23 protein-coding genes are annotated in these 23,896 nt (G+C 35.0%); 19 read left to right on the top strand and 4 right to left on the bottom strand.

Annotated elements, in window-relative coordinates:
* Nucleotides 1-21: 21 nt before the first annotated feature.
* Complete coding sequence (locus tag HMPREF9402_RS12985; RefSeq protein WP_006783520.1) at nt 22-390, bottom strand: hypothetical protein; 369 nt, start codon at nt 388-390, stop codon at nt 22-24.
* A 235-nt stretch (nt 391-625) separates the two neighbouring features.
* On the opposite strand from HMPREF9402_RS12985, the gene yjeM reads away from it, so the two are divergent.
* Nucleotides 626-2,110 (top strand): glutamate/gamma-aminobutyrate family transporter YjeM, encoded by a 1,485-nt coding sequence (gene yjeM, locus HMPREF9402_RS12980; RefSeq protein WP_009607589.1) that lies wholly within the window; start codon nt 626-628, stop codon nt 2,108-2,110.
* A 36-nt stretch (nt 2,111-2,146) separates the two neighbouring features.
* On the opposite strand, the gene HMPREF9402_RS12975 is transcribed toward yjeM, so the two are convergent.
* Both HMPREF9402_RS12975 and HMPREF9402_RS12970 read right to left on the bottom strand, forming a co-directional pair.
* Nucleotides 2,147-3,481 carry a TldD/PmbA family protein gene (locus tag HMPREF9402_RS12975; RefSeq protein WP_009607602.1) on the bottom strand — a complete coding sequence of 445 codons (1,335 nt, stop codon included), beginning with the start codon at nt 3,479-3,481 and terminating at the stop codon, nt 2,147-2,149.
* Between the two features lie 3 nt (nt 3,482-3,484).
* Entirely contained in the window at nt 3,485-4,873 is a 1,389-nt protein-coding gene (locus HMPREF9402_RS12970; RefSeq protein ID WP_009607593.1) for a TldD/PmbA family protein, read from the bottom strand.
* Between the two features lie 611 nt (nt 4,874-5,484).
* On the opposite strand from HMPREF9402_RS12970, the gene HMPREF9402_RS12965 reads away from it, so the two are divergent.
* From HMPREF9402_RS12965 to HMPREF9402_RS12890, 16 genes are all read left to right on the top strand, one after another.
* Entirely contained in the window at nt 5,485-6,102 is a 618-nt protein-coding gene (locus HMPREF9402_RS12965) for a class D sortase (protein WP_006783524.1), read from the top strand.
* 112 nt (nt 6,103-6,214) lie between these two features.
* Entirely contained in the window at nt 6,215-7,990 is a 1,776-nt protein-coding gene (locus HMPREF9402_RS12960) for an ABC transporter ATP-binding protein/permease (protein ID WP_009607596.1), read from the top strand.
* A complete protein-coding gene (gene cydC, locus HMPREF9402_RS12955; protein WP_009607603.1) occupies nt 7,991-9,661 on the top strand; it encodes a thiol reductant ABC exporter subunit CydC in 1,671 nt (556 codons plus the stop codon).
* A 70-nt stretch (nt 9,662-9,731) separates the two neighbouring features.
* Nucleotides 9,732-10,034: a nitrous oxide-stimulated promoter family protein gene (locus HMPREF9402_RS12950; protein ID WP_009607599.1), complete on the top strand. Its 303-nt coding sequence runs from the start codon at nt 9,732-9,734 to the stop codon at nt 10,032-10,034.
* A gap of 14 nt (nt 10,035-10,048) precedes the next feature.
* Complete coding sequence (locus HMPREF9402_RS12945) at nt 10,049-10,423, top strand: YbaN family protein (protein ID WP_006783528.1); 375 nt, start codon at nt 10,049-10,051, stop codon at nt 10,421-10,423.
* Nucleotides 10,424-10,435: 12 nt separating this feature from the next.
* Nucleotides 10,436-10,744: a hypothetical protein gene (locus HMPREF9402_RS12940; protein WP_006783529.1), complete on the top strand. Its 309-nt coding sequence runs from the start codon at nt 10,436-10,438 to the stop codon at nt 10,742-10,744.
* An 80-nt stretch (nt 10,745-10,824) separates the two neighbouring features.
* Nucleotides 10,825-11,007, top strand: coding sequence for a hypothetical protein (locus HMPREF9402_RS12935; RefSeq protein WP_006783530.1), 183 nt, complete (start codon nt 10,825-10,827; stop codon nt 11,005-11,007).
* A gap of 214 nt (nt 11,008-11,221) precedes the next feature.
* Nucleotides 11,222-11,920 carry a Crp/Fnr family transcriptional regulator gene (locus tag HMPREF9402_RS12930; protein WP_006783531.1) on the top strand — a complete coding sequence of 233 codons (699 nt, stop codon included), beginning with the start codon at nt 11,222-11,224 and terminating at the stop codon, nt 11,918-11,920.
* Between the two features lie 148 nt (nt 11,921-12,068).
* The gene (gene asrA, locus HMPREF9402_RS12925; protein WP_039931085.1) at nt 12,069-13,079 is read left to right on the top strand and encodes an anaerobic sulfite reductase subunit AsrA; all 1,011 of its coding nucleotides are present in this window, start codon (nt 12,069-12,071) and stop codon (nt 13,077-13,079) included.
* A gap of 1 nt (nt 13,080) precedes the next feature.
* On the top strand, nt 13,081-13,875 hold the full coding sequence (gene asrB, locus HMPREF9402_RS12920) for an anaerobic sulfite reductase subunit AsrB (RefSeq protein ID WP_006783533.1): 795 nt from the start codon (nt 13,081-13,083) through the stop codon (nt 13,873-13,875).
* 13 nt (nt 13,876-13,888) lie between these two features.
* The gene (gene asrC / locus HMPREF9402_RS12915) at nt 13,889-14,854 is read left to right on the top strand and encodes a sulfite reductase subunit C (protein WP_009607592.1); all 966 of its coding nucleotides are present in this window, start codon (nt 13,889-13,891) and stop codon (nt 14,852-14,854) included.
* 117 nt (nt 14,855-14,971) lie between these two features.
* The gene (locus HMPREF9402_RS12910) at nt 14,972-17,059 is read left to right on the top strand and encodes a molybdopterin oxidoreductase family protein (RefSeq protein ID WP_009607601.1); all 2,088 of its coding nucleotides are present in this window, start codon (nt 14,972-14,974) and stop codon (nt 17,057-17,059) included.
* Nucleotides 17,060-17,061: 2 nt separating this feature from the next.
* Nucleotides 17,062-17,472, top strand: coding sequence for a 4Fe-4S dicluster domain-containing protein (locus HMPREF9402_RS12905; protein WP_006783536.1), 411 nt, complete (start codon nt 17,062-17,064; stop codon nt 17,470-17,472).
* A 1-nt stretch (nt 17,473) separates the two neighbouring features.
* A complete protein-coding gene (locus tag HMPREF9402_RS12900) occupies nt 17,474-18,709 on the top strand; it encodes an NAD(P)/FAD-dependent oxidoreductase (RefSeq protein WP_009607591.1) in 1,236 nt (411 codons plus the stop codon).
* 47 nt (nt 18,710-18,756) lie between these two features.
* On the top strand, nt 18,757-19,698 hold the full coding sequence (locus HMPREF9402_RS12895; protein WP_009607598.1) for a TDT family transporter: 942 nt from the start codon (nt 18,757-18,759) through the stop codon (nt 19,696-19,698).
* A 176-nt stretch (nt 19,699-19,874) separates the two neighbouring features.
* Entirely contained in the window at nt 19,875-20,825 is a 951-nt protein-coding gene (locus tag HMPREF9402_RS12890) for a TDT family transporter (protein WP_009607595.1), read from the top strand.
* A 122-nt stretch (nt 20,826-20,947) separates the two neighbouring features.
* On the opposite strand, the gene HMPREF9402_RS12885 is transcribed toward HMPREF9402_RS12890, so the two are convergent.
* Nucleotides 20,948-22,114 (bottom strand): iron-containing alcohol dehydrogenase, encoded by a 1,167-nt coding sequence (locus HMPREF9402_RS12885; RefSeq protein WP_009607590.1) that lies wholly within the window; start codon nt 22,112-22,114, stop codon nt 20,948-20,950.
* A gap of 123 nt (nt 22,115-22,237) precedes the next feature.
* Between HMPREF9402_RS12885 and HMPREF9402_RS12880 the strand changes: the two genes are divergently transcribed.
* Together HMPREF9402_RS12880 and HMPREF9402_RS12875 are read left to right on the top strand one after the other, a co-directional pair.
* Nucleotides 22,238-23,416 (top strand): cation diffusion facilitator family transporter, encoded by a 1,179-nt coding sequence (locus tag HMPREF9402_RS12880; RefSeq protein ID WP_006783541.1) that lies wholly within the window; start codon nt 22,238-22,240, stop codon nt 23,414-23,416.
* A gap of 12 nt (nt 23,417-23,428) precedes the next feature.
* Nucleotides 23,429-23,896: GNAT family N-acetyltransferase (locus HMPREF9402_RS12875; protein ID WP_009607594.1), on the top strand; the 468-nt coding region annotated here is incomplete at its 3' end.

The raw sequence follows: 23,896 nt of genomic DNA, 5'->3' as shown, positions 1-23,896 counted from the left end.
GCAGGGCATCTATTGCTTTTTTTAAGTAAATGAAAGTTGTGTAGAGGAAGTCAAAGAAGAAGGATTAATATGATAAGCCTGTAATTCGGGTTGGCTATTTAACAGTTGGATAAATTCTGTAAATTTGTCTGCATGGTTTGCAATATAGCTTAAACGCTCTTGAATTTCGTTTTCTGTTAGCGGGCGCAGTGAATATTCTAAAATAAACGAAGAATCATCACCAGTTGTAAAACAAACTTCATATTCACAATGAACTCTTTCAATAATATGCGATCTTTTTACGAATCCAAATCGTTCAATTCCCAAATCTGAACGGTGAAGATCTTTGTTTTTGAAAGCTATTTCTTGGACAAATTGAAAAGATTTAAATATAGGTTGTGGTTCTAACATGTAACATCCTCCTGAACTTGTATCATCATGAAAACATTTTTCCATATTTAGTATACTAAAAAGAGGTTGTCGGATGATGTAAAAAGTGCGAAAATATGTAAGTACTATATGACAAAAAACGACATGAATAATTTTTTATGAGCTCGTTAAAAATATAGTATCAACATTAATCGATGCTAATAAAGTTTTTATTGGCAAAATAGATGAAGTTTTTGTTAGAGAGAAGGTAAGAAATATGTCTCAACGTCAAAGTGGTAAATTGACTTTAATGTCATTAATACTGATGATTTTTACGTCAGTTTTTGGATTTGCGAATATGCCACGTGGTTTTTATTTAATGGGATATGCTGCTATTCCCTGGTACTTGATTGCAGCCATTACGTTCTTTATTCCATTTGCATTTATGATTGCTGAATTTGGAGCTGCGTATAAAGATTCAAAAGGTGGTATTTATTCGTGGATGGAAAGTTCAGTCGGGCCACGTTATGCATTCGTCGGTATTTTTATGTGGTATGCCTCTTATGTAGTTTGGATGGTCAATGTGGCCTCAACTCTTTGGATTCCACTTTCTAATGCCATATTTGGAAAAGATACAACCGCATCATGGGGTGTCTTTGGATTATCTAGTACACAAGTGTTAGGAATTTTAGGTGTTTTATGGTTAATTCTTGTTTTATTTTTAATTTCGCGTGGACTTGAAAGTATTAAAAAGGTTACCTCAATTGGTGGATCAGCCGTTGCGTTATTAAATATTATTTTATTAATTGCAGGCATCGTGATTTTAATTTTAAATCATGGACAATTAGCACAACCAATTCAAGATGCTGCTCATGCTTTCACTGTTTCTCCAAATGCTAAATATACAAGTAATATTGCGATTCTTTCTTTCTTAACCTTCGCAATTTTCGCTTTCGGTGGAACAGAAGTTGTCGGTGGATTAGTCGATGAAACAGAAAATCCAGAAAAAACATTCCCTAGAGGATTATTAATTGCAGCAGGTGTTATTTCACTTGGATATGTCATTGGAATTTTTATGATTGGGATTTTTACAAACTGGGATTCCGTTCTTTCCGGAACTGGGGTTAACAATGGTAACGTGACATACATTATCATGCAAAATCTTGGATATGAGCTTGGGTTGGCACTAGGATTTGCTCAAAGTACAGCCTTAACCATTGGAGCATGGGTAGCACGTTTCGTTGGATTATCAATGTTTTTAGCATTAAGTGGGGCCTTTATGACATTGTCTTATAGTCCGCTTAAACAATTAATTGAAGGAACCCCTAAAAAAATCTGGCCTAAGTCAATAACCGTTATTAAAAATGGGATTCCTATAAATGCGATGCGTGTTCAAGCCGTGATTGCGATTGTTTTAATTTTATTAGTGTCATTTGGTGGAGAGTCAGCTTCAGAATTCTTTGATAAATTAGTCTTAATGACTAATGTTGCCATGACGATTCCATACTTATTCATCGCGTTTGCCTTTGCTTCATTTAAGAGACGTGATGACATTCCTAAACCATTCGTCATTTATAAAAGTAAAGGGTTAGCCATTACGATTGCGTATATTGTGACAGCAGTTGTAGCGTTTGCGAATATCTTTACAATTATTGAACCTTTAACATCTGGTGATTATGTTAAAACAATTTGGATGATAGCTGGACCATTATTATTTGGTATTATTGCTTTATTATTATATGGACGTGGAGAACGTCAATAACCAAAAAGGACCTATCAGTAATGATAGGTCCTTTTTTTATTCTCCAGCAACTATTAATGATTTAATGTAAAGACTTGGTGATCCAATATTTGATGGTCCAAAATCTAAATCATTTCCAATAGCTTCAATTTGTTGAAGAAGATCAAAGAAGTTTCCTGCAATGGTGATTTCATGAATAGGATCATCTAATTTTCCGTCTTTAATCAGAAATCCACTTGCAGAAAGTGAAAAATCTCCTGAGATTCCATTTAATCCAGAATGTAGTCCTTGTACATCGGTAATATACAGTCCGTTTTGAATGATTGTTAATAAGTGATCAAATGAAGTTTGAGTTGGCTTGATGTACATATTAGTAGGTGAAATGTTGACAGAACTTTTAAAGCTTGAGCGTGAAGCATTTCCAGTTGGTGCTACGTTAAACGTTTTAGCTGTTGTTAAGGAGTGAAGATAGGTATTAAGCACCCCATTTGTCACGATTTCTTTTGTATACGTTGCGACGCCTTCACCATCAAATGAAGAACTTCCCATTCCATTTTCTAAATGGGGATCATCAATGATACTGACAATGGGACTTGCAATCACCATTCCAATTTTATCTTTTAAACGCGATAAATCTTTTAAAATGGCTTCGCCTGAGAAAATATCGCTCATGGCTTCTAAAATATCTCCAGCAACTAAGTTGCGAAGTAAAATCGGGTAAGTTCCTGATTTTACTTTTTTAGCGCCTAATTGAGCTAAAGCACGCGAGACGATTTTTTTAGCAAATGATTTAGGTTCATAGTCAGTAAAGTTTGTGCTAATGATGAAGTCTCCATCTGTTTTATTTTCACCATTTTCTGTGACAAGAACACTGACATACGTATAGGCGAAGTTTTGACGCTCTGATAAATCTAATCCCTTTGTATTTTTCAACATGATTTCTGAGGTACCATTAGAAAAAGCACAGTAATTAACCGATTTAACGCGAGGATCGAGTGCAAAACATTCTGATTCCACTGCTTTTAGGAAATTAATTTTTTCAAGTGGCGTTATTTCATTAAAGGCCGGATGATATAAATCAAGCGTGGTATAAAACTCATCACCACCATAAAGTTCTTCATTTTCCGATTTTTCTAAAATAATGGCATTATTAATGACACTAGAGATAATGAACGGAATGGAAGAATCATCACATTTTTCAGTATAGGTATAACCCATTTTTCCTTCATAAAGGCCACGGAAAGATAGACCTTGTGTGACAGATACTGAGTAGGAATCCACGTTTTGCTCGAACACCTTGCATGAAAAGTTATCATTTTTCACGACATAAATTTCCATATCTGTTAATCCGGCAGCATGTCCAGCTTCAAATAAAGTATTAAAGTTAATCATTGCTTATTCCCCCTTTGCTCCACCAACTGTAATTTCTTTAACACGTAGGGCAGGTTGACCGACATCCGTTGGAATTGAGCCACTTGAAGCCCCACACATTCCTTGTGCTCGTGCTAAATTTTCACCGACCATATCAATTTGATGTAAGATTTGAGGTCCATTTCCGATTAAAGTAGCTCCACGAACGGGTTCTGCGATTTGACCATTACGGATAATATAACCTTCGTTCACTGCGAAGTTAAAATCACCTGTTGCAGGATTAACAGAACCACCACCCATGCTTTTAGCATAAAGACCGTATTCAGTATTTGCGATTATTTCTGCACGTGTATGAGGTCCGTTAGCGATAAAGGTATTGGTCATACGAGAGGTTGGAGCAAATCGATAATTTTGTCGGCGTGAAGAACCGGTAGAAGCCATATTCATGCGACGCCCATTTAATTTATCAACCAGATAGCTTTTTAAAATCCCATTTTCAATTAAGACGTTACGCTGTGTTTTCGTTCCTTCATCATCGACATTCAGTGATCCCCAAGCATTTGGAATCGTTCCATCATCAATGGCTGTCACAAACTCACTGGCTACCTTTTGACCTAATTTACTAGAAAAGACCGACAAGCCTTTTGAAACGGAACTAGCTTCGAGCCCATGACCGCAGGCTTCGTGGAAAATCACGCCTCCGAACCCGTTATCAATCACAACTGGCATTTTACCACTTGGGCAAAGCCCAGCCTTTAACATCGTAACAGCTTGTCGAGCCGCATCTTTTGCATAGAATTCAAGGTCAAGATTTTCAATAAATTCAAATCCTTGATGAGCACCAGGTCCATGAGATCCTGTTTGCATCTCAGATTCATTTGAGGCAACAGCTGTGAGATACATACGTGTATATGTACGTGAGTCTTCAACAAGAGCTCCCTCAGAGTTAGCAATCAAAACATTTTGTTTTTTCTCAGATAGATTAATCGAGCTTTGAGAAATAGAAGCATCATAGTTTTTAATCCATTCACTCGCTTGCCGCATTTTTTCAATTCGTCTTGAAGCAGGAACATCTTCTAAATTTAATTTTATAAGATGTTGATTTACAATCTCTTGACGCACTAAGTTTAAGGGTTTTATAATTTGTTGACCAACTAAAGCTTGTGCAATTTCACGTGCGGTTTTGAGTAAGTTTTCGCGAGTGGAATCATTGGTGTAACCATAGACACAATTGGTTCCTTGAAACAATCGAATACCAACTCCATAGTCTTCACCACGATTAGCTTTATCCACTTTTCCTCCCACCATCGTGATGGTTTGAGAATCGGTTTGCTCAACGTAAAGTTCGGCAAAATCAGCGCCCATAGATAAGGCTTCATCTAACACATCTTGAATTAACAAGTGATCTAGCATCTAGTTACTCCTCCTTTGAAATAATAAGACGATGATTGCTCCCTATCAAAGTTATAGTCTGGGATCTTCATTTCCCAATCCTAATTAGTGTCTGGGGTTACAGGTCTTTTTATTTACAGTTTAAGATATTATACCACATTCTACTAAAATCTAAAGAAGGTTAATAGAAAAAATTACCAATTAAAGATGGGTTTGAAAAATGATCGATCATTAATAAAAATATCAAGTAAAGAAAAAAGGATGTATGATTCAAAACACGTAGAGGAGAAAGGTGACTAATCAGTCTTATATCTAGAGGATGATTCACTTTATATATGTGGAAGTAGATTTAGGCTTGGATTGGTACAAAAGTAAATGACGCCGTTGGCAGAGCAAGAAATACTAGAAAAAATATCAAAATCAGAGGGTGATAAACAACCGGATAAACTCAATGAAAATATGGGGGATGATTAAATGAATTAGCATTTCGCTGTTATGAAAAATTGGAGTTAAAAAAGCAGTACGAATGCAAGCGGCTCGCATGATGTCAAGCAGACAGGGATACTTTTTTGATGAATAGCTTTTAAAAGGAGTGATAAACTAAAGAAGAATGATTTGCAAGGGATGTGAATATGACGCGAAGCGGTTGCGTCTTTTATCAAATGAGACAGAGATTAAGTCAATTATTCATATTAATCGGATTCATTTGCTTTTTAATCCCGATTGGAAATTTAGCTCGGATGCAATATTATAAAGAACAAGCATCCTTAACGTGGCAACTACCACTGGGATTAAATAGCCTTGATTTATCGATGCGAGAGTTATTTTCAATGGTATATGATGAGATTCCCTCTACTAATGCTCGCATTGGAAGTGTCAGTTACTTAAAAGAAATTCCTATCCCGCTCTATCAGGGGATTGAGAATCAGCAATTGACGAAGGGGCTTGGTCATGATCCTTTATCCGTGTTACCTGGTGAAAATGGGAATTGCTTAATTTACGGGCATCGAGAGGAGTTTTTATGGGAACTTCAAGCCATTGCAGTCGGTGATGAGATTTTCGTTCAAACGATTTATGGGACATGGATTTATGAAGTGAATGAGATTCATGTGTTAAATCCGGATGATTCCTTTATTTTCGAGCAAACGAAAACTCCCACGTTAACTTTGGTAACTTGTCATCCTTTCATCTACTTTGGGCCGATTAAAAATCGATTTGTGGTTCGTGGAACATTAATTGGGAAACTTTAACTATATTTTGATGGTAAAAATCTAAATATAGTTAAAGTTTTTTTTATGACCTATGATATAATCTAATTATGAATTTGATAATCATTATCAACAGTAGATAGGAGAGAAGTGTATGATGATTAATAAACGACTCATCTCGATTTGTGAAGAGTCTAAAAAATATATGTTTTTAACCCTCCTTTGTAGTTGGATTGGGATTATATGTAACATTGCCATTATCTTTATGATGGGATTATTTATTAATGCAATGGTAGCGGGGGAGACGTTATCAAAAGGATTAAGTCATTTTTATTTGACGAAACATTTAACATTAGCGGTTGCTATTCCGTTAATTATTATCTTATTGATTGCAAAATTTATTGCTCACCATTATTATGGAAAATTCTCGTATAAATCATCAGCAAAAGCACGTAGTACCTTACGTTCTTTAATTTATGAAAAGTTATTACGCTTAGGAATGGATTATCAAAAATCACAGCCAACCTCAACAATTGTTCAGATTTCAATTGAAGGAGTTGAACAGCTAGAAATTTATTTTGGGAAATATTTACCTCAATTTTTCTATTCATTATTAGCTCCTTTAACTCTATTTGTCGTCATTTCAACGATTTCTTGGAAAGTCGCGTTAGTATTTATTGCCTGTGTCCCATTAATTCCAATATCAATTATTGCCTTAATGAAAGTCGCTAAACGTATCATGAAAGATTATTGGAATAACTATGCGGATCTTGGAGATACATTCCTCGAAAACTTACAAGGACTAACGACTTTAAAAGTTTATGGACAAGATGACATTAAGCATCTTGAAATGAATGAAGAAGCGGAAAAGTTCCGTCGTATTACGATGAAATTGTTAAGTATGCAGCTAAATTCAATTAATATTATGGATTTAATTGCTTTTGGGGGTTCAGCACTAGGAACGATTGTCGCTCTTTATCAATTCCAAAAGGGTGCCATAAATGTTGGAGAATTAATTGTCATTATTTTACTATCATCTGAATTCTTTATTCCAATGCGATTACTTGGATCTTACTTCCATATTGCGATGAATGGAATGGCGGCAAGTGATCGAATCTTTGCTTTATTGGATACAGAAGAAGTGGCAGTTAAGAACCCTTGTGATTTTAAAAAGGATTCATCTGTGAAGATTGAAGTGGAGAACATTAACTTTAGTTATGATGGAGAACGCCAAGTTCTAAATGACATTTCATTTGACTTAACAAATGGCGGTTTAACTGCAATTGTTGGGGAAAGTGGAAGTGGAAAAAGTACAATGGCGACGTTATTAATTGGACAAAAACGACCAACTAGTGGACGTATCTTAATCAATGGAGTAGATTTAACTCAGTTAAAAACTGAAGCTTTATATGAGCATGTGTCATTAGTTTCAGCGCATAGTCATATTTTTAAAGGAAGCATTAAAGAAAATTTACTAATGGCAAAACGTGATGCTACATCAGAAGAAGTGAATCAAACCTTAAAAATGGCACGACTTGATCAGTTTATTGCTGGACTACCAAAAGGTTTAGAAACTGAAGTTTCAGAAAATGGAAGTTCATTATCAGGTGGACAAAAACAACGTTTAGCTTTAGCACGTGTGATTTTAGCGAATCGTGATGTGATTATTTTTGATGAAGCAACTTCAAATATTGATGTTGAAAGCGAAGAAGCGATTTGGGATGCTATTTATGAGTTATCACAGCAAAAAACAATTTTAGTCATTTCACATCGTTTAGCAAGCGTGAAACGTGCGAAAGCAATTCATGTGTTTAAATTAGGAACACTGGTTGAATCGGGAACACATGATCATTTAATGAGTCAAAATGGAGTTTACGCTCACATGGTTGAAAGTCAACAACAATTAGAAATGATTAGGGAGGTGGAGTAGATGAAACGTCAATCTGGATTTAAGATTATGATGCGCCTCTTAAAAGAATTAAAGCCATTAGTTGGGGTGATGATGATTACAATTACCCTTGGAGTTTTAGGGTTTTTAACAGCTATCTCCATTGCTAGTTTTGCAGCAGTAGCACTTGGAACATTAGTTGAAGGAGCTACTATTGTTTCATTTAAAGCAGCTATCACCATCATGGCAGTTTGTGCCGTGATGCGTGGATTACTTCGTTATGGAGAACAATTATCAGGACATTATATTGCCTTTAAAATTTTATATTTATTGCGTGATAAAATCTTTGCTAAACTTCGTACACTTGCTCCCGCAAAATTAGAAGGACGTGATAAAGGAGATTTAATTTCACTGATTACATCTGATATTGAATTACTTGAAGTCTTTTATGCACATACGATTGCGCCGATTGCAATTGCGATTTTAACCAATTCGATGATTACGGCACTTTTATGGTTCATTCATCCGATTTATGGGGTGTTAGCAGCCTTCTTCTTTATTTTAGTTGGATTTGTGGTCCCTTACGCTTCTTCGAAATTAGTAAGTGAGGCTGGGGTTAATTATCGTCGTGAGTTTGGAAGTAGTAATCAATATATTCTAGATTCATTACGTGGATTAAAAGAGATTTTACTATTTAATCAAGGACAGGAACGCTTAACTCAATTAAATCAAAAGTCTGAGGAGTTAAATGAAAGTATTCGTAAAATTAAAGATCACGAAGGGATCGTGACGGGAATTACAAGTACCATTATTACGCTTGCAATGCTTGTATTCCTAGGAGTTGGAGCATACCTTTACTCAATCGGAGCCGTGACTTTAACATTAGTTTTAGTAGCGCCTGTTGTGATTGCTTCTTCATTTGGACCGGTTGTTGCATTAAGTAATTTATCGAACACATTAGCTCATACGTTTGCCTGTGCCGAGCGTTTATTCGAGTTACTAGATGAAATGCCACAAGTTGAAGAAGTGAGCGGACAAATGCCACTGACGATGAATGAGATGACACTAGATCAAGTTTCATTTGCCTATCCAAATAGTGAGCACTTATTACTTGATGAAGCATCGATTCACATTGAAAAAGGTGAAAAGTTAGCATTAATCGGAGAAAGTGGAATTGGAAAAAGTACGTTTATTAAGTTATTAATGCGCTATTTTGACACAAAAAAAGGTCATGTCTTCATTGACGGAACGAATATTAAGTCAATTCCAACGGCCTCATTAAGATTGAAACAAACTCTTGTTAGTCAAGAGACGTATTTATTTAATGATACGATTGAAAATAACATTAAAATTGGTTGCAAGGATGCAAGTCTTGAAGAGGTAATAGAAGCTGCTAAAAAGGCATCGATTCATGAATTTATTGAAAGTTTACCGAAAGGTTATCAAACAAAAGTTGGGGAGCTTGGTGGAATGGTCTCATCTGGTGAGAAGCAACGTTTAGGATTAGCTCGTGCGTTTTTACATAATGGTGATGTCTTAATTTTAGATGAGCCAACAAGTAACTTAGATGCTTTAAATGAAGGATCGATTTTAAAATCAATTCAAGACTATGGACAAGATAAAACGGTTATTTTAATTTCACATCGTAAGTCAACGACTGCAATCTGTGAGAAGGTCTATCGTTTAGAAAATCAAAAGTTATATCAAAATTAAAGAGGATTTCAATAATCCTCTTCCTTTTTAAAACTATAGTGATAATGATTATCATTGATAAGGAGGGTTTATGAAAAAGTTAGGAAGAGTGGAGAAAGAAAAACAAATTATTCAGTTAATGATTGAAATTTATTGTCATAAAAAACATCAACATCAAAAGGACCTTTGTGAAGAGTGCCAAGCATTATTAGAGTATGCGCACAAACGATTAAGTTTTTGTAAGTTTGGTGATGAAAAAACGGCTTGTCGAAAGTGTCCGATTCATTGCTATAAAAAAGATATGAAAATGAAAGTCAAAGAAGTGATGAGATTTTCAGGGCCAAGACTGTTGATTTATCGCCCAGTTGAATTTATCAAACATTGGTTTTATTAAGGAGAGGAAAAAGTATGAACAAAGTAAAAAAAGGTTTATTAGTAACGATTGGATTACTTTCAATGGGACTTGGATTAATTGGTGTAATCCTTCCAGTTTTACCCACGACGCCCTTTTTACTTTTAGCATCAGTTTGTTTTGTAAAAGGTTCGGATCGCTTTGATCGATGGTTTAAAGGAACAAAGTTATATCAAAAGCATTTAGAAACGTTTGTTGAAAGTAAAAAAATGACATTAAAACAAAAATGGACGATTTTATTATTTGCCGATTTTATGTTAATGTTTCCATTTATTTTAATTGATAGTTTACATATGCGTTTATTTTTAATCCTTTTAATTCTTTGTAAGTTTTACTACTTCTTCGTTAAAATTGAGACTATTAAAAATTAAGGAGTTGAACAAATGTTATCACATACGTGTTTTTTTGGAGCATTATTAATCTATTACATTCCTAGAATGATGAATAAAAAATCAAAGTTTTTACGAAATACTCATATTGTATTAGGATCATTAGCTATTTTAGGAATGCTTGGGGAGACCATCATGAAATTTGGAACACCAAGTTTTATGAAGTATTTAGGATTTTCAGCAGTTATGTTGTTCATTGGAATCACAGGTTATCTCATGACAAAAGCTAAAAATATGAGACGTTGGCATATTATCGCGACGTTATCATTCTTTGCTTATTTAGCTCTAATCATCATCTTATAATCAGAAAAAGCACCTAGTTTTAGGTGCTTTTCCTATACGCGAATCATGAAAAAGAATAGGGTATAGAGGGAGGGAATGAAATGGTTAATTTGCAGCGAAATATGAGTGTGACAACGACGGATACGACGTGCCAATCTTGTTCGACAACAGATACAGGAATTACAGAAAATGGTTATACAGGAAGTTCGTTTGCAAGTCTCTTGGTCATTATTCTATTTGTGATTTGGTTTTTATATCGAATGGGAAAGTTATCAAATCAATAAAAAACCTCTTATCAATCTGGATAAGAGGTTTTTTATTTTAACCTAAATTTTAAGTGAATAGTTTAGGATTTTAATAAGGTATGACAAATAGACGGATGATGGTTGAAAAAAATGATAGTTTTAATTTTTTTGGTTTAATTGTATGATAGTGAGTAACAGTGGGTAGAAAATAAATAGAAAAGAGTGAGTTGAGACGCAAAGATAGGAGCGAAGAATGGATATGCAAAAAATTCATGAGTCGGTTTTCAACAAAATGGCCTTATTTTCAACTGTATCAAAAAATACCATTCAAAAGTTAAAAGAAGAGGTAAGAGTCTGTCATTTTTCAAAAGGAGAGTACGTCATTCGGGACCGTGAGGTGACAGAATTAGTTTATATTGTGTTAAGTGGAAAGGTTTCTGTTTATAAATTAAGTGAGAACGGTGAAAAGCGAATTATTTTTATTCTAGACCAGGGTCATATTTTGAATGATGATTTAGTTCAAAATCTTCCCAGTGCCGTTAATTGTGAATGTTTTGAAGAATGTTGTATGTTAGCGTATGAAAAGGCGATGTTTATTAAATTAATGCAAACAGATTTTGAGTTAACAAAAGCTGTGTTGGGTCAGTATTCATCTAAACTTCGACGAACATATCGACAATTAAAAAATGCTCCAACTAATATTGCAATGGAAAAAAAAATAGCAGCTAAACTTTATCGCCTTTGTCATGACTATGGAATTCCAACATCAGATGGATATGTGATTGATATTCCGTTAAGTGTTGTTTATTTATCACAATTGGTGGGTGCACAACGAGAAACTGTCTCAAGAGCGTTGAAAAAATTAATTGATGCTGGGTTAGTTAGATATGAACATAAGAAAATATATATATCGGACCTTAAAGCATTAGGTGATTACCACAAAACTAAATAAAAGTCAAAAAAAACACTTATTTGTGATAAAAATCACCCAATGTGTGATTTTTATCACGGAATTTAGTTGTGAAATAGTATACAATAACCTCGTTCTAGTGAAAACTAAGCAACGAGTTTTTTTATTTCCTAAGAAATGAGGTTTTATGATGGGATTAAAGATGAATAAATCAGATTTTAATACAGTCTTAGCCACACTTAACAAAGAGTATCGTATTTATGCTCCTAAAAATTTTAAGGGGCAAGGGACATTTTCAGATACTGATCGTGTTCGCTATGGAGAGATTCAATCAATTGAAGAGATTATTTTTGATGTTAAATCAAGTTTTTCATATAAAGAAGTGATTCTACCAATCACACAAACGTTATTCTTCTTTACAGAGGATGAGGTAAAAGAAGCAAAGATGAATGAAGAGAAAATATTAATTTTCTTAAGAAGCTGTGATATGCATGCCGTTCGTCGTTTAGATGAAATCTATTTAAATAATGGTGGATTCGAGGATATTTATTATAAAAAGTTCCGTGAAAAAACAAAGTTCGTTGTTATGGGATGTGCACAAAGTTTTGAAAGTTGCTTCTGTGTGGATATGGAAACCAATCGCTTTGATCAGTATGAGTCATATATTCATGTTGAAGGAGACGTCGTTTCATTCGATGTAAAGGATGAAGAATTAAGAAAGCTTTTAGTGGAATTAGACCATAATTCAACTGAAATTAAACCACAATTTGTGACTAGTAATCCGACTCGTGTTAAGATCCCAGAAAAATTAGATCTTCGAGTTGTCTACTCACCTGTTTGGGAAGAGTATAGTGCTCGTTGTATCGGTTGTGGACGTTGTAATTTTGTTTGTCCAACGTGTACTTGCTATACAATGCAAGATATTTTTTACAAAGACAATCAAAAATGTGGAGAACGTCGTCGTGTTTGGGCTTCTTGTCAAGTTCATGGCTTTACGGATATGGCTGGGGGACATTCATTTAGACAAACAAATGGACAAAAAATGCGTTTTAAAGTCATGCACAAAATTTATGACTATAAAAAGCGATTTGGATATCATATGTGCGTGGGTTGTGGACGTTGTGATGATATTTGTCCAGAGTATATCTCGTTTTCAAATTGTATCAATAAATTAGAAAAAGCGATGGATGAGGTGGAGTAATATGGAAATCAATGAATACATCCCATTTTTATCAGAAATAAAAGAAGTCATTCAACATACTGAAATTGAGTATACATTCCGAATGTCATTCACGGGAGATGTGAAACCAGGACAATTCTTTGAAGTATCGATTCCAAAGTATGGAGAGGCTCCCATCTCAGTAAGTGGAATCGGAGAAGATTTTGTAGATTTAACGATTCGTAAAGTGGGGCGTGTGACAAACGAAATCTTCAATACATATGTTGGTGACAAGTTATTCTTACGTGGTCCTTATGGAAATGGATTTGATGTGGAGCTATATAAAGATAAAGAATTAATTGTCGTAGCAGGTGGAACAGGATTATCGCCGGTGCGTGGTGTAGTAGATTATTTTGCGACGCATTCAGATCAAACGAAAGGATTTACATTAATCACAGGATTTAAGTCACCTGAAGATGTATTATTTAAGTCAGATTTAGCACGATGGGAAACATCAGCCAATGTGATTTTAACCGTGGATCAGGCACCAGAAGGGTATACTGGAAATGTTGGGTTAGTAACCAAGTACATTCCAGAGTTGAACATTGAGAATTTAAATGAAGTTCAAGTGATTGTGGTTGGACCTCCTATGATGATGCATTTTACGGTTCAAGAATTTTTAAAACGTGGCATTGCACAGGAGCAAATTTGGATTTCGCAAGAACGTAAAATGTGTTGTGGAATTGGGAAATGTGGTCACTGTAAAATTGATGATACGTATATCTGCTTAGATGGACCCGTTTTCAATTACACTAAAGGAAAAGATTTAATCGACTAGGGAGGTTAGTCACATGGATATGAATACAAAGTCACTTAAAAAAAATGCTTTCCGTGTTACTAAGCATCGAGGGGTTACAGCATCTAGGGTGCGTGTACCGGGAGGTTATTTAAAAGCTGATTTATTATTAAAAATTTATGATATTGCTAATACTTATGGAAATGGATCAGTGCATATTACAATCCGTCAAGGTTTTGAAATTCCAGGCATTAAATTTGAAGATATTCCGAAAGTTAATGAATTACTTCAACCGATTATTGATGAACTTGAGATCAATCAAGAAGTGGAAGGAACAGGATACTCAGCAGCGGGAACACGTAACGTTTCAGCTTGTATTGGAAATAACGTTTGTCCTTTTGCAAACTATAATACAACGAAGTTTGCCAAACGTATTGAAAAAGAAATTTTCCCAAATGATTTACACTTTAAAATTGCATTAACGGGATGTCCAAATGACTGTATAAAAGCACGTATGCAAGACTTTGGAATTATTGGGATGACGATGCCGCAATATGATAAAGATCGTTGTATTTCTTGTGGAGCTTGCGTAAGGGCTTGTAAGAAAAAGGCAACGGGAGCTTTAAGTGCTGAGAACTTTAAAGTGTTACGTGATGGATCTAAATGTATCGGATGTGGAGAATGTGTGATTCAATGTCCAACAGCTGCCTGGACGCGTAGTCAGAAAAAATATTATCGTTTAGTGATTATGGGACGTACAGGTAAGAAAAATCCACGTTTAGCGGAAGACTTTATGATTTGGGCAGATGAAGATACAATTGTAAAAGTCATTACAAATACGTATAAATATGTAACAGAATATATCGATAAAGAAGCACCAGGTGGAAAAGAACATATCGGCTATATTGTGGACCGAACAGGATTTATGGAGTTCAAAAAATGGGCACTTGACGGAATCGAGCTAAATGATGAAATCATTGTTAAAGATAATGTGTATTGGAATGGTGTTCGATACGTATAATCCATCAGATGATACCGTTGATGATGTGAGATTGAAATGTCAGGGATTATTCATGAATTTGAAAGTTTTGGATACAATAAGGAAGAAAAAATCCCGTCTTAATAAAAGGAGTTATTTATGAAAAAAGTACAATCAACTTGTAACTATTGTTCTTTAGCATGTAATATCGATTTTATGGTTGAAGATGAAACAATAAAAAAAGTCATTCCAACAAAAGGGTATCCTGTCAATAATGGATTTTCATGTATAAAAGGTCTTAATTTAGATAAACAACATTCTATCATTAAACCTAATCCATTACCTCGTTTAAAACAGGAAGATGGAAGTTTTAAACATGTTTCTTGGGATGAAGCGTTTCAATATACGGCCTCTAAATTAACAGAAATTAGCGAAAAATATGGTCGCGAAAGTGTAGCCGGAATTAGTACCGGACAATTAACTCTTGAAGAAATGGCGTTATATGGACATGTCATGCGTAACTTCATGGGGGCTAATGTAGATGGAAATACACGTTTATGTATGGCGACAAGTGTTGTTGCACATAAACAAAGCTTTGGATTCGATGCCCCACCGTATACGTTAAATGATTTTGAATTATCGGATACGATTATTTTAATTGGGGCCAACCCTGTGGTGGCACATCCAATTATTTGGGGACGAATCAAAGCTAATAAAATTCCAGGTAAAAAAGTGATTGTCATTGATCCACGTAATTCTGAGACAGCTAAACGTGCCGATTATTTCTATCGTTTAAAAGCGAAGTCAGATTTAACGTTAATGTATACGTTAGCAAATACGTTAATTGAAAAAGGATGGATTGATGAAGCTTATATCGAAGCTCATACTGAAAACTTTGAAGCTTTTAAAGAATTTGTCAAAGACTATACATTAGATCAAGTTGAAGAAAAAACACATATCACGGCACAACAAGTTCTTGAATTAGCAACGATGATTCATGAAGGAAAAAATGTTTCACTTTGGTGGACAATGGGAATTAACCAAGGCTATGAAGCCGTTCGTAATGCTCAGGCCATTATTAATATTGCTCTAATGACTGGAAACATTGGACGTCCAGGAACAGGAGCTAACTCAATTACCGGACAAAGTAATGCAATGGGATCTCGACTTTTTAGTAATACAGCCGGATTATATGGGGGTGGAGATTACGATAATCCAGTGAGACGTGCAGCTGTTGCGAATGCACTAGGAATAGAGGAGTCTTTACTTCCAACTAAACCAACGCTTCCTTATAATGCAATCATTGAGAAAATCAATGCAGGAGAAATTAAAGCTCTTTGGATTTTATGTACAAATCCTCGTCATTCATGGATTAATAATGAAACCTTTAAAGAAGCTATGGAGAAATTAGAACTCTTTATCGTTCAAGATATTTATGATGATACAGAAAGCTCAGAAAATTGTGATGTGTTCTTCCCAGTTGTTTCAGGTCTTAAAAAAGAAGGAACGATTATTAATACAGAACGTCGTTTATCAGCCGTTCGTCCTGCGTTACAAATGGAAGAGAACGAAATGAATGATTTCAATGTGATTTTAAATGTTGGAAAAGCACTTGGAATGGGTTCATTACTAGATGCGTGGCAAACCCCTCGTGATGTGTTTAACTTAATGAAAAAATGTTCAAAAGGAATGCCATGTGATATTACAGGTGTGGACTATGATGGATTAGTAGATTCTAAAGGAATTCAATGGCCATTTAAAGAAGGCGATGTTTTAACAGAAGATCAACGTCGTTTATATGAAGATGGTCAATTCTATACACCAAGTAAAAAAGCAAAATTTATGTTTGAAAATCCAATGGATAACCCATTAAAACTGAGTGAGGATTTCCCTTATATCCTAAATACAGGTCGTGGAACGGTTGGACAATGGCATACCCAATCAAGAACACGTGAAATTCCTTACGTTAATGATGCCGTGTCACATCAAGCCTACATTCATATTAATGAAAAACTTGCTAAAGAATTAGGAATTGAAAATCAAGAAATCATTGAAGTGTCTTCAATCAATGGTGTAAGTAAACAATTTATGGCCATGATTTCAGATACAGTTGCTTATGATGAGTTATTTGCACCGATTCACTATATTGAAACGAATGCCTTAACACCATCATTATATGATAGTTATTCAAAAGAACCATCTTATAAGAGTACACCAGTTCAAATCAAAAAAGTGAAGGGGGCATAAACATGGAACGCATTAAGATTGATCGCAGCAAGTGTATTAGTTGTTTAACATGTGTCACAGCATGTATTGTGTCTCATGATAGTGAAGATTCAAGAAACCGTGTCGTGATTGATAGTAAAGGAAAAAATAGTCCTATTTTCTGTCGTCATTGTGATTTACCAGAATGTGTTTATACGTGTATGACAGGTGCCATGAGTAAAAATCAAGAAACAGGATATGTTCAATATGATAAAACACGTTGTGCAAGTTGCTATATGTGTATTATGGCATGCCCTTACGGTGTTTTAAGAGCGGACCGTTTTGAACAAAAATATATTATGAAATGTGATATGTGTACTTCGACAGAATGTAAAACACCTCAATGTGTCGCAAATTGTCCAATGGAAGCTATCACACTTGAGGAGGTAAAATAACATGAACTATGTCATTGTCGGTGCCTCAGCCGCAGGTGTGAATGGTGCAAAGTATTTACGCCAAATGGAACCAGACGCTAACATCACCTTAATTTCAAAAGATGAGTACATCTATTCACGTTGTATTCTACATCATTATTTAGAGGGAATCCGAGATATCAAAAAACTTGAATTCGTAGAAGATGGATTTATTGAAAGAAATAAGATTAAATGGATTAAAGGAGTAAGTGTTGAGGCATTAGATAAGGATAAAAAAGAGTTGACCTTATCTAATGGTGATGTTGTTTCTTATGATAAAGTTTTACTAGCAACAGGTGCTTCAACCTTCTTCCCTCCAGTGAAAAATTTAAAAGAAGCTAAAAATGTTTATGGCCTTCGTAACTTAGATGATGCGATTGAAATCAAAGAAAAAGCGAAATTAGCAACAAATATCGTGGTAATGGGGGCAGGGCTTGTTGGGATTGATGCCTTAACAGGTCTGCTACACTATGGAAAAAATTTAACATTAGTTGAGTTTAAAGGACATATGCTCTCAATTCAGTTAGATAAAAAGGCTGCTAAACGATATCAAGATGCTTTTACAAACGAAGGGGTGACTCAATATTATGATACTGCGGTGCAAGAAGTCATCTTAGATGATGAAGGAGCAGTCAAAGAATTAGTCTTATCCAATGGATTAACGATTCCTTGTGATTTCTTGATTGTGGCGACGGGTGTTCGTTCAAATGTTGCCTTCTTAGAAGGTAGTGGAATTGAATGCGATCGATTTGGACTTATTTTTAACGAATATGGTCAAACCAATGATGAATCAGTATTTGGTGCGGGAGATATTTCAGGACGAAATCCAATTTGGCCAGCAGCTGTTAAAGAAGGAATTATTGCAGTAAGTAATATGTGTGGAAAAACACGTGAGTTAACAGATTTCTTTGCAAGTAAATCAACCATGAATTTTTTACATATTCCAACGATGTCACTTGGAACACCAGAACCAGCAGATGAAACTTACACGGTTGAAATAGACTGTGACGAAGCTTTAAATTATAAAAAAATTATCCATAAAGATGGAGTAATCTATGGGGCGATTATCCAAGGAGATTTATCTTATTCGGGTGTCTTAACACAATTGATTAAAGAAAAGATAAACATCTCAAAAGTGGAAAAATCTATCTTCAATATTGATTATTCTGATTTCTTCCATTTAACAGATAACTGTGAATATACGTATCAAGAAAAGTAGAGAGTATTTTGTATTGGTAGTTAAAAACGAAAGAGGAGTTTCAACGTATGAAAAATTTGATTAGTAAGATTGCAAATCTTCCGGTTGGAGTGATTGCAACCTGTGTTGGGATGGCGACGCTTTCTAACGTCTATTTGACGCTTGGATACACAGGCATTCGTCATGTGAGTATGATGATTGCAGCAGTGATTTGGATTGCTGCGTTCATTAAAATCACGGTTCATTTTAAAACATTTAAACAAGAGTATCAAAATGTCGTTCCAGCTAGTTTATATGCCACTTTTACCATGTTAACGATGATCCTAGGGAGTTATATCTTTAGCTATCAACAGACAATTGGAAAAGCCATTTGGTTAACAGGTGTTTGTCTTCATATTCTGCATATTTTAATTTTTACATATCGAAATGTGATTAAAGGTGTGAAAAAAGAGACCTTTATTCCAAGTTGGTTTGTAACTTATAACGGATTACTAGTTTCAACCGTTGTTGGAACGGCTATGAACGAGCCAATGTTATCAAAATGTATTGTCTTTTATGGAATTACAGTCTTTATCATTATTATCCCATTTATGATTATCCGTATGATTAAACGACCAATCCCGGATGCTTTATATCATACAAGTGCTATTTTATTAGCACCAAGTAGTTTATGTTTAGTTAGTTATTTAAACGTCATCCCAAACCCTAATGCTGTCGTGGTTTATTGTTTATACGCAGCAGTCTTTGCAACGTTAATTTTTATTTTAATCAGTATCCCTAAATTTTTTAAACCTGCATTCCACCCAGGCTTTGCAGGATTAACATTCCCACTAGCAATTGGAGTGGTGGCGTCAATGAAAATGTCAAACTTCTTAATGGCACAGGGAATGGAAACACTTGGAGCATTTATTAAAGAAGTTTCAGGCATTCAAATCTATATGACAACGGCAATTATTGCTTTTGTTTTCTATAACTTTGTAAGACTTTTTGTGAAGTCTTATCAAAAATAATGATTAATTAATAGCCCTTTTAAAATGTAATTTACCCCTTATTGATAAAACCAACATTGATTTGAATCAGTGTTGGTTTTTTTATGCGTAAATTAATTATGCTTTGAATAACTTTGGATAAACTAAAGATAGCAAATAGAAATAGTAATTTTAAAAAAGAAATGGAGTGCTAGAGTATGAGATTATTAGAAAAGATAGGTCATCTACCTGTTGGAGTACTAGCCACTTCAGTTGGGCTGGTCACGCTATCGAATATCTATTTATTACTTGGTTTTCCAATCTTAAAGCATCTTGCTATGATGGTGGCTATTTTGGTCTGGTTAGCAGCATTACTTAAAATAACAGTTCACTTTCGAATTTTTAAATCTGAGTATAAGCAGGCTGTTCCAGCTAGTCTGTATGGGACTTTTTCCATGTTGACGATGATTATAGGAAGTTATCTGGTCAATTATGAGGAAACAATAGGAAAGGCTTTTTGGTATATCGGAATATTGCTTCATTTAATTCATACGGTTGTTTTTACTTATGAGCATGTAGTGAAAGGAGTGAATAAGGATTCCTTTACGCCAACTTGGTTTGTGACTTATGATGGGTTACTTGTATCAACCGTCGTTGGGAGTGCAATGGGAAATCAAGTTTTGCAAGAAGTGATCTGTTGGTATGGATTAGTGATGTTTATTATCATTATGCCGTTCATGATTCTTCGTTTGTTAAAACGTCCCATTGCAGAACAACTTTATCATACAACGGCGATTTTGATTGCCCCAGGAAGTTTAGTAATAGTGAGTTTCTTAAATGTTTTTGCAGAGCCTAATCCACTTATTTTATATGGGCTTTATGCCGTTATTTTTAGTTCATTCATTTTTATTCTCTATAACATTCCCAAATTTTTTAGATTTTCTTTCCATCCAGGCTTTGCAGGATTAACCTTCCCATTAGCAATCGGAACTGTTGCTTCGACTAGCTTTTCTAACCATTTAATAAACCACGAACTAGAAGGATTAGGAGTTTTGATTAAACAACTTTCTGGGATCGAATTATTTTTAGCAACAGCAGTCATAGCCTTTGTTTGTTATAATTTTTTAAGAATGCTTGTCAGAACCTATCAAAGCGCTCAAAACGTTTAATAAAAAAAGTGTATCATATCGATACACTTTTTAAGATACAAGTAGTACTCCGTTGTTCCTACTTAAGAAAACTTAAACTGAATTCAAAAGGTGACGAAAATTTTGTGAAGTAGACGTCACCTTTATAGAGCTAATCGATAAATTTCGAGCGCGTCTGCTTCTTTAATTGGAACATAGTTTCCAACAGAGTCACAATCACAAACTAACTTTTGAGCTAATTCTTCAATATGATCAGTTGGAAGATCGGCATTGCTAAAAGAAGTTGGAAGTCCTAAAGCTTTAAAGAATGATTCAAGTTTTTCAATTGCCAGTAAAGCTGTTTCTTCTGGATGATTTAAGTTGATCTCTAAATTGAAGACGCGACTTCCGAATTGAGCAAAACGATTAACATCATGATGATAGACATATTTCATCCAAGCGGGGAAGATGATAGCAAGACCTGCTCCATGAGCAATATCATACATGCCACTTAATTCATGTTCAATATCATGACTTGCCCAATCGCCAATACGGCCCATATCTAAACTGCCATTATGGGCAATCATTCCAGCAAGCATCAGTTCTGCACGAATATCATAATTGAAGGGATCATTCATGACACGTAAACCATTATCAATAATTGATTTCATGGTAGCTTCACATAAGCGGTCTGTTATGTCAACATGACGTTCGTTAGTAAAATAGCGTTCTAAAACATGTGCTAACATATCAGCAATTCCACAGGCTGTTTGATAGGTGGGAAGAGTAAAGGTTAACTCAGGATTTAAAATTGAAAAAACAGGGCGTAACGATTCATGACCGAAACTACGTTTTAAACCAATTTCGTCGTTTGTGACAACCGTTCCACTACTTGTTTCGCTACCGGCAGCGGGAATGGTTAAAATAGTCGCGAGTGGTAAACACTCATGTTCAACAGCAACGCCACAGAATAAATCCCAAACATCACCTTCATAGTGAACGCCTGCTGCAATTGCTTTAGCAGAATCAATTACACTCCCTCCACCAACTGCTAAAATAAATGGAATTTCTTGTTCTTGACAAAGGTTAATTCCTTTTCGAACCAGTGAAAGACGAGGGTTTGGTTTAACTCCTCCAAGTTCAAAGACTTCAATTCCAGCCTCATGAAGTGAGTGCATCACTTTGTCATAAAGCCCAGTTTTCTTAATTGAACCGCCCCCATAATGCAGTAGCACCTTGTTTGTATATTTTTTTAATTCCTGACCCACGCTTGCTTCAGTCTCACGACCGAAAATAATCTTTGTTCCATTTTGATAGTGAAAATCTTGCATGATAACCCTCCCTAAATTTAGATGTTATAGGATTATTTTACCTTAAATGCTTCTCAAAAGCGAATGAATAGGATAACATATTAGAGTGATAATATGTTTAATAAAAGAATGGAGATTGTGTTTATGTTTATCAATTGGTTAACTAAACTCTTTATTAAAAATTATGATCAACTCGAACGAGAAGAAGTACGAACGCAATATGTTTACATCGCAGGGATTATTGGAATTTTAGCGAACATCTTACTTTTTATAGTTAAATTCTCTGTTGGTGTCTTAACGGGAAGTATTGCGGTGATGGCAGATGCTTTTAATAATTTCTCAGATACCGCTTCATCCGTGATCACGATGATTGGGGTTAAACTGGCAAATCTTCCAGCTGATAAAGAACATCCACATGGACACGGTCGTTTAGAATATTTATCAGCTTTGCTTGTAGCTTTTATGGTGATGTTAGTTGGAGTCCAATTCATTAAATCATCAGTTGAACGAATTTTAAATCCCAGTGTTATTCAATTTGAAATCGTGTCATTTATTTTATTAGCGATTTCGGTAGTAGTTAAACTTTGGTTGAGTCGTTTTAATAAAGTAATGGGAGAGAAGGTAAACTCGTCAGCGTTAAAGGCAGCCTCTGTGGATGCACTTGGAGACGTTTTCACTTCAAGTACCGTTTTAATTTCTTTTTTAGCCGCTCGTTTTACAAGCTTTCCAGTTGATGGATATGCTGGGGTTTTAGTAGCAGGTTTCATTTTATACGCCGGTTACACGTTAGTGAAAGAAACGATTAGTCCTCTACTTGGAGAAGCTCCAGATGAGGAACTAGTCAATGATATTTATGAACGAATTTTATCATATGATTTAATTACAGGCGCTCATGATTTAGTCATTCATAACTACGGAGTCGGACGTATTATGGCTTCGATTCATGCTGAAATTCCAGCTGACCAGGATATTATGACCATCCATGATGTTATTGACCAAGCTGAACGTGAAATTTCAGAAGCCCTCAAGCTTCATCTCGTGGTTCATATGGATCCAGTTTGTATTGAAACCGATGAAATTAAAGAAATGAAAAGGGAACTAGATAAAATTATCGCAACACATCCGGCTATTTTATCGATGCATGATTTTCGAATTATTGGTCATGAACCGAATAAAAATCTTGTGTTTGACTTAGTCGTGGACGGTAGTAAGTTAACAAAAGAATTGACGGAAGATCAAATTAAAGATGCAGTGATTACTCAAATTAGACAGAGTCATCCAACTTATCGATGTGTGATTGTGATTGATAAGGCTTACCTCTAAGAGGTAAAGAAAATGTTAGAGATAGAAATTAGAAGCTATATCGCTGAAGATTGTGTTTTTTTGACTGAATTATTCTATCAAACCGTTCATCAAATTAATCAAAAAGATTACTCCTTAAGGCAATTAGAAGTATGGGCTCCAAAAGAAGTTGAGACTCAAAAATGGAATAAACGCTTTTTGTCCTCCTATACAGTCGTTGCATTGATCAAGGAAAAAATCGTAGGGTTTGGAAATATTGATTGTGATGGATATTTAGATTGTTTATATGTTCATGCCAATTACCAACGTCAAGGAGTTGCAACTTTAATCTATGAGGCATTAGAACAGAAGGTAAAACGTCAAAATCATCGGATTGAGACGCATGCCTCAATAACTGCTATTCCATTTTTCCAAGCGAAAGGATTTAATGTTCTTCGTCCACAAGTGGTGATTCGTCAAGGGATTGAACTTGAAAATTTTATCATGGAAAAGGTCATAAAA

The sequence above is a fragment of the Turicibacter sp. HGF1 genome, from assembly GCF_000191865.1.
In the GTDB taxonomy this organism is placed as follows: Bacteria; Bacillota_I; Bacilli_A; order MOL361; family Turicibacteraceae; genus Turicibacter; species Turicibacter sanguinis.
Note: the sequence above shows the minus strand (reverse complement) of the source record. Positions and strands in the feature narration are given on the sequence as shown.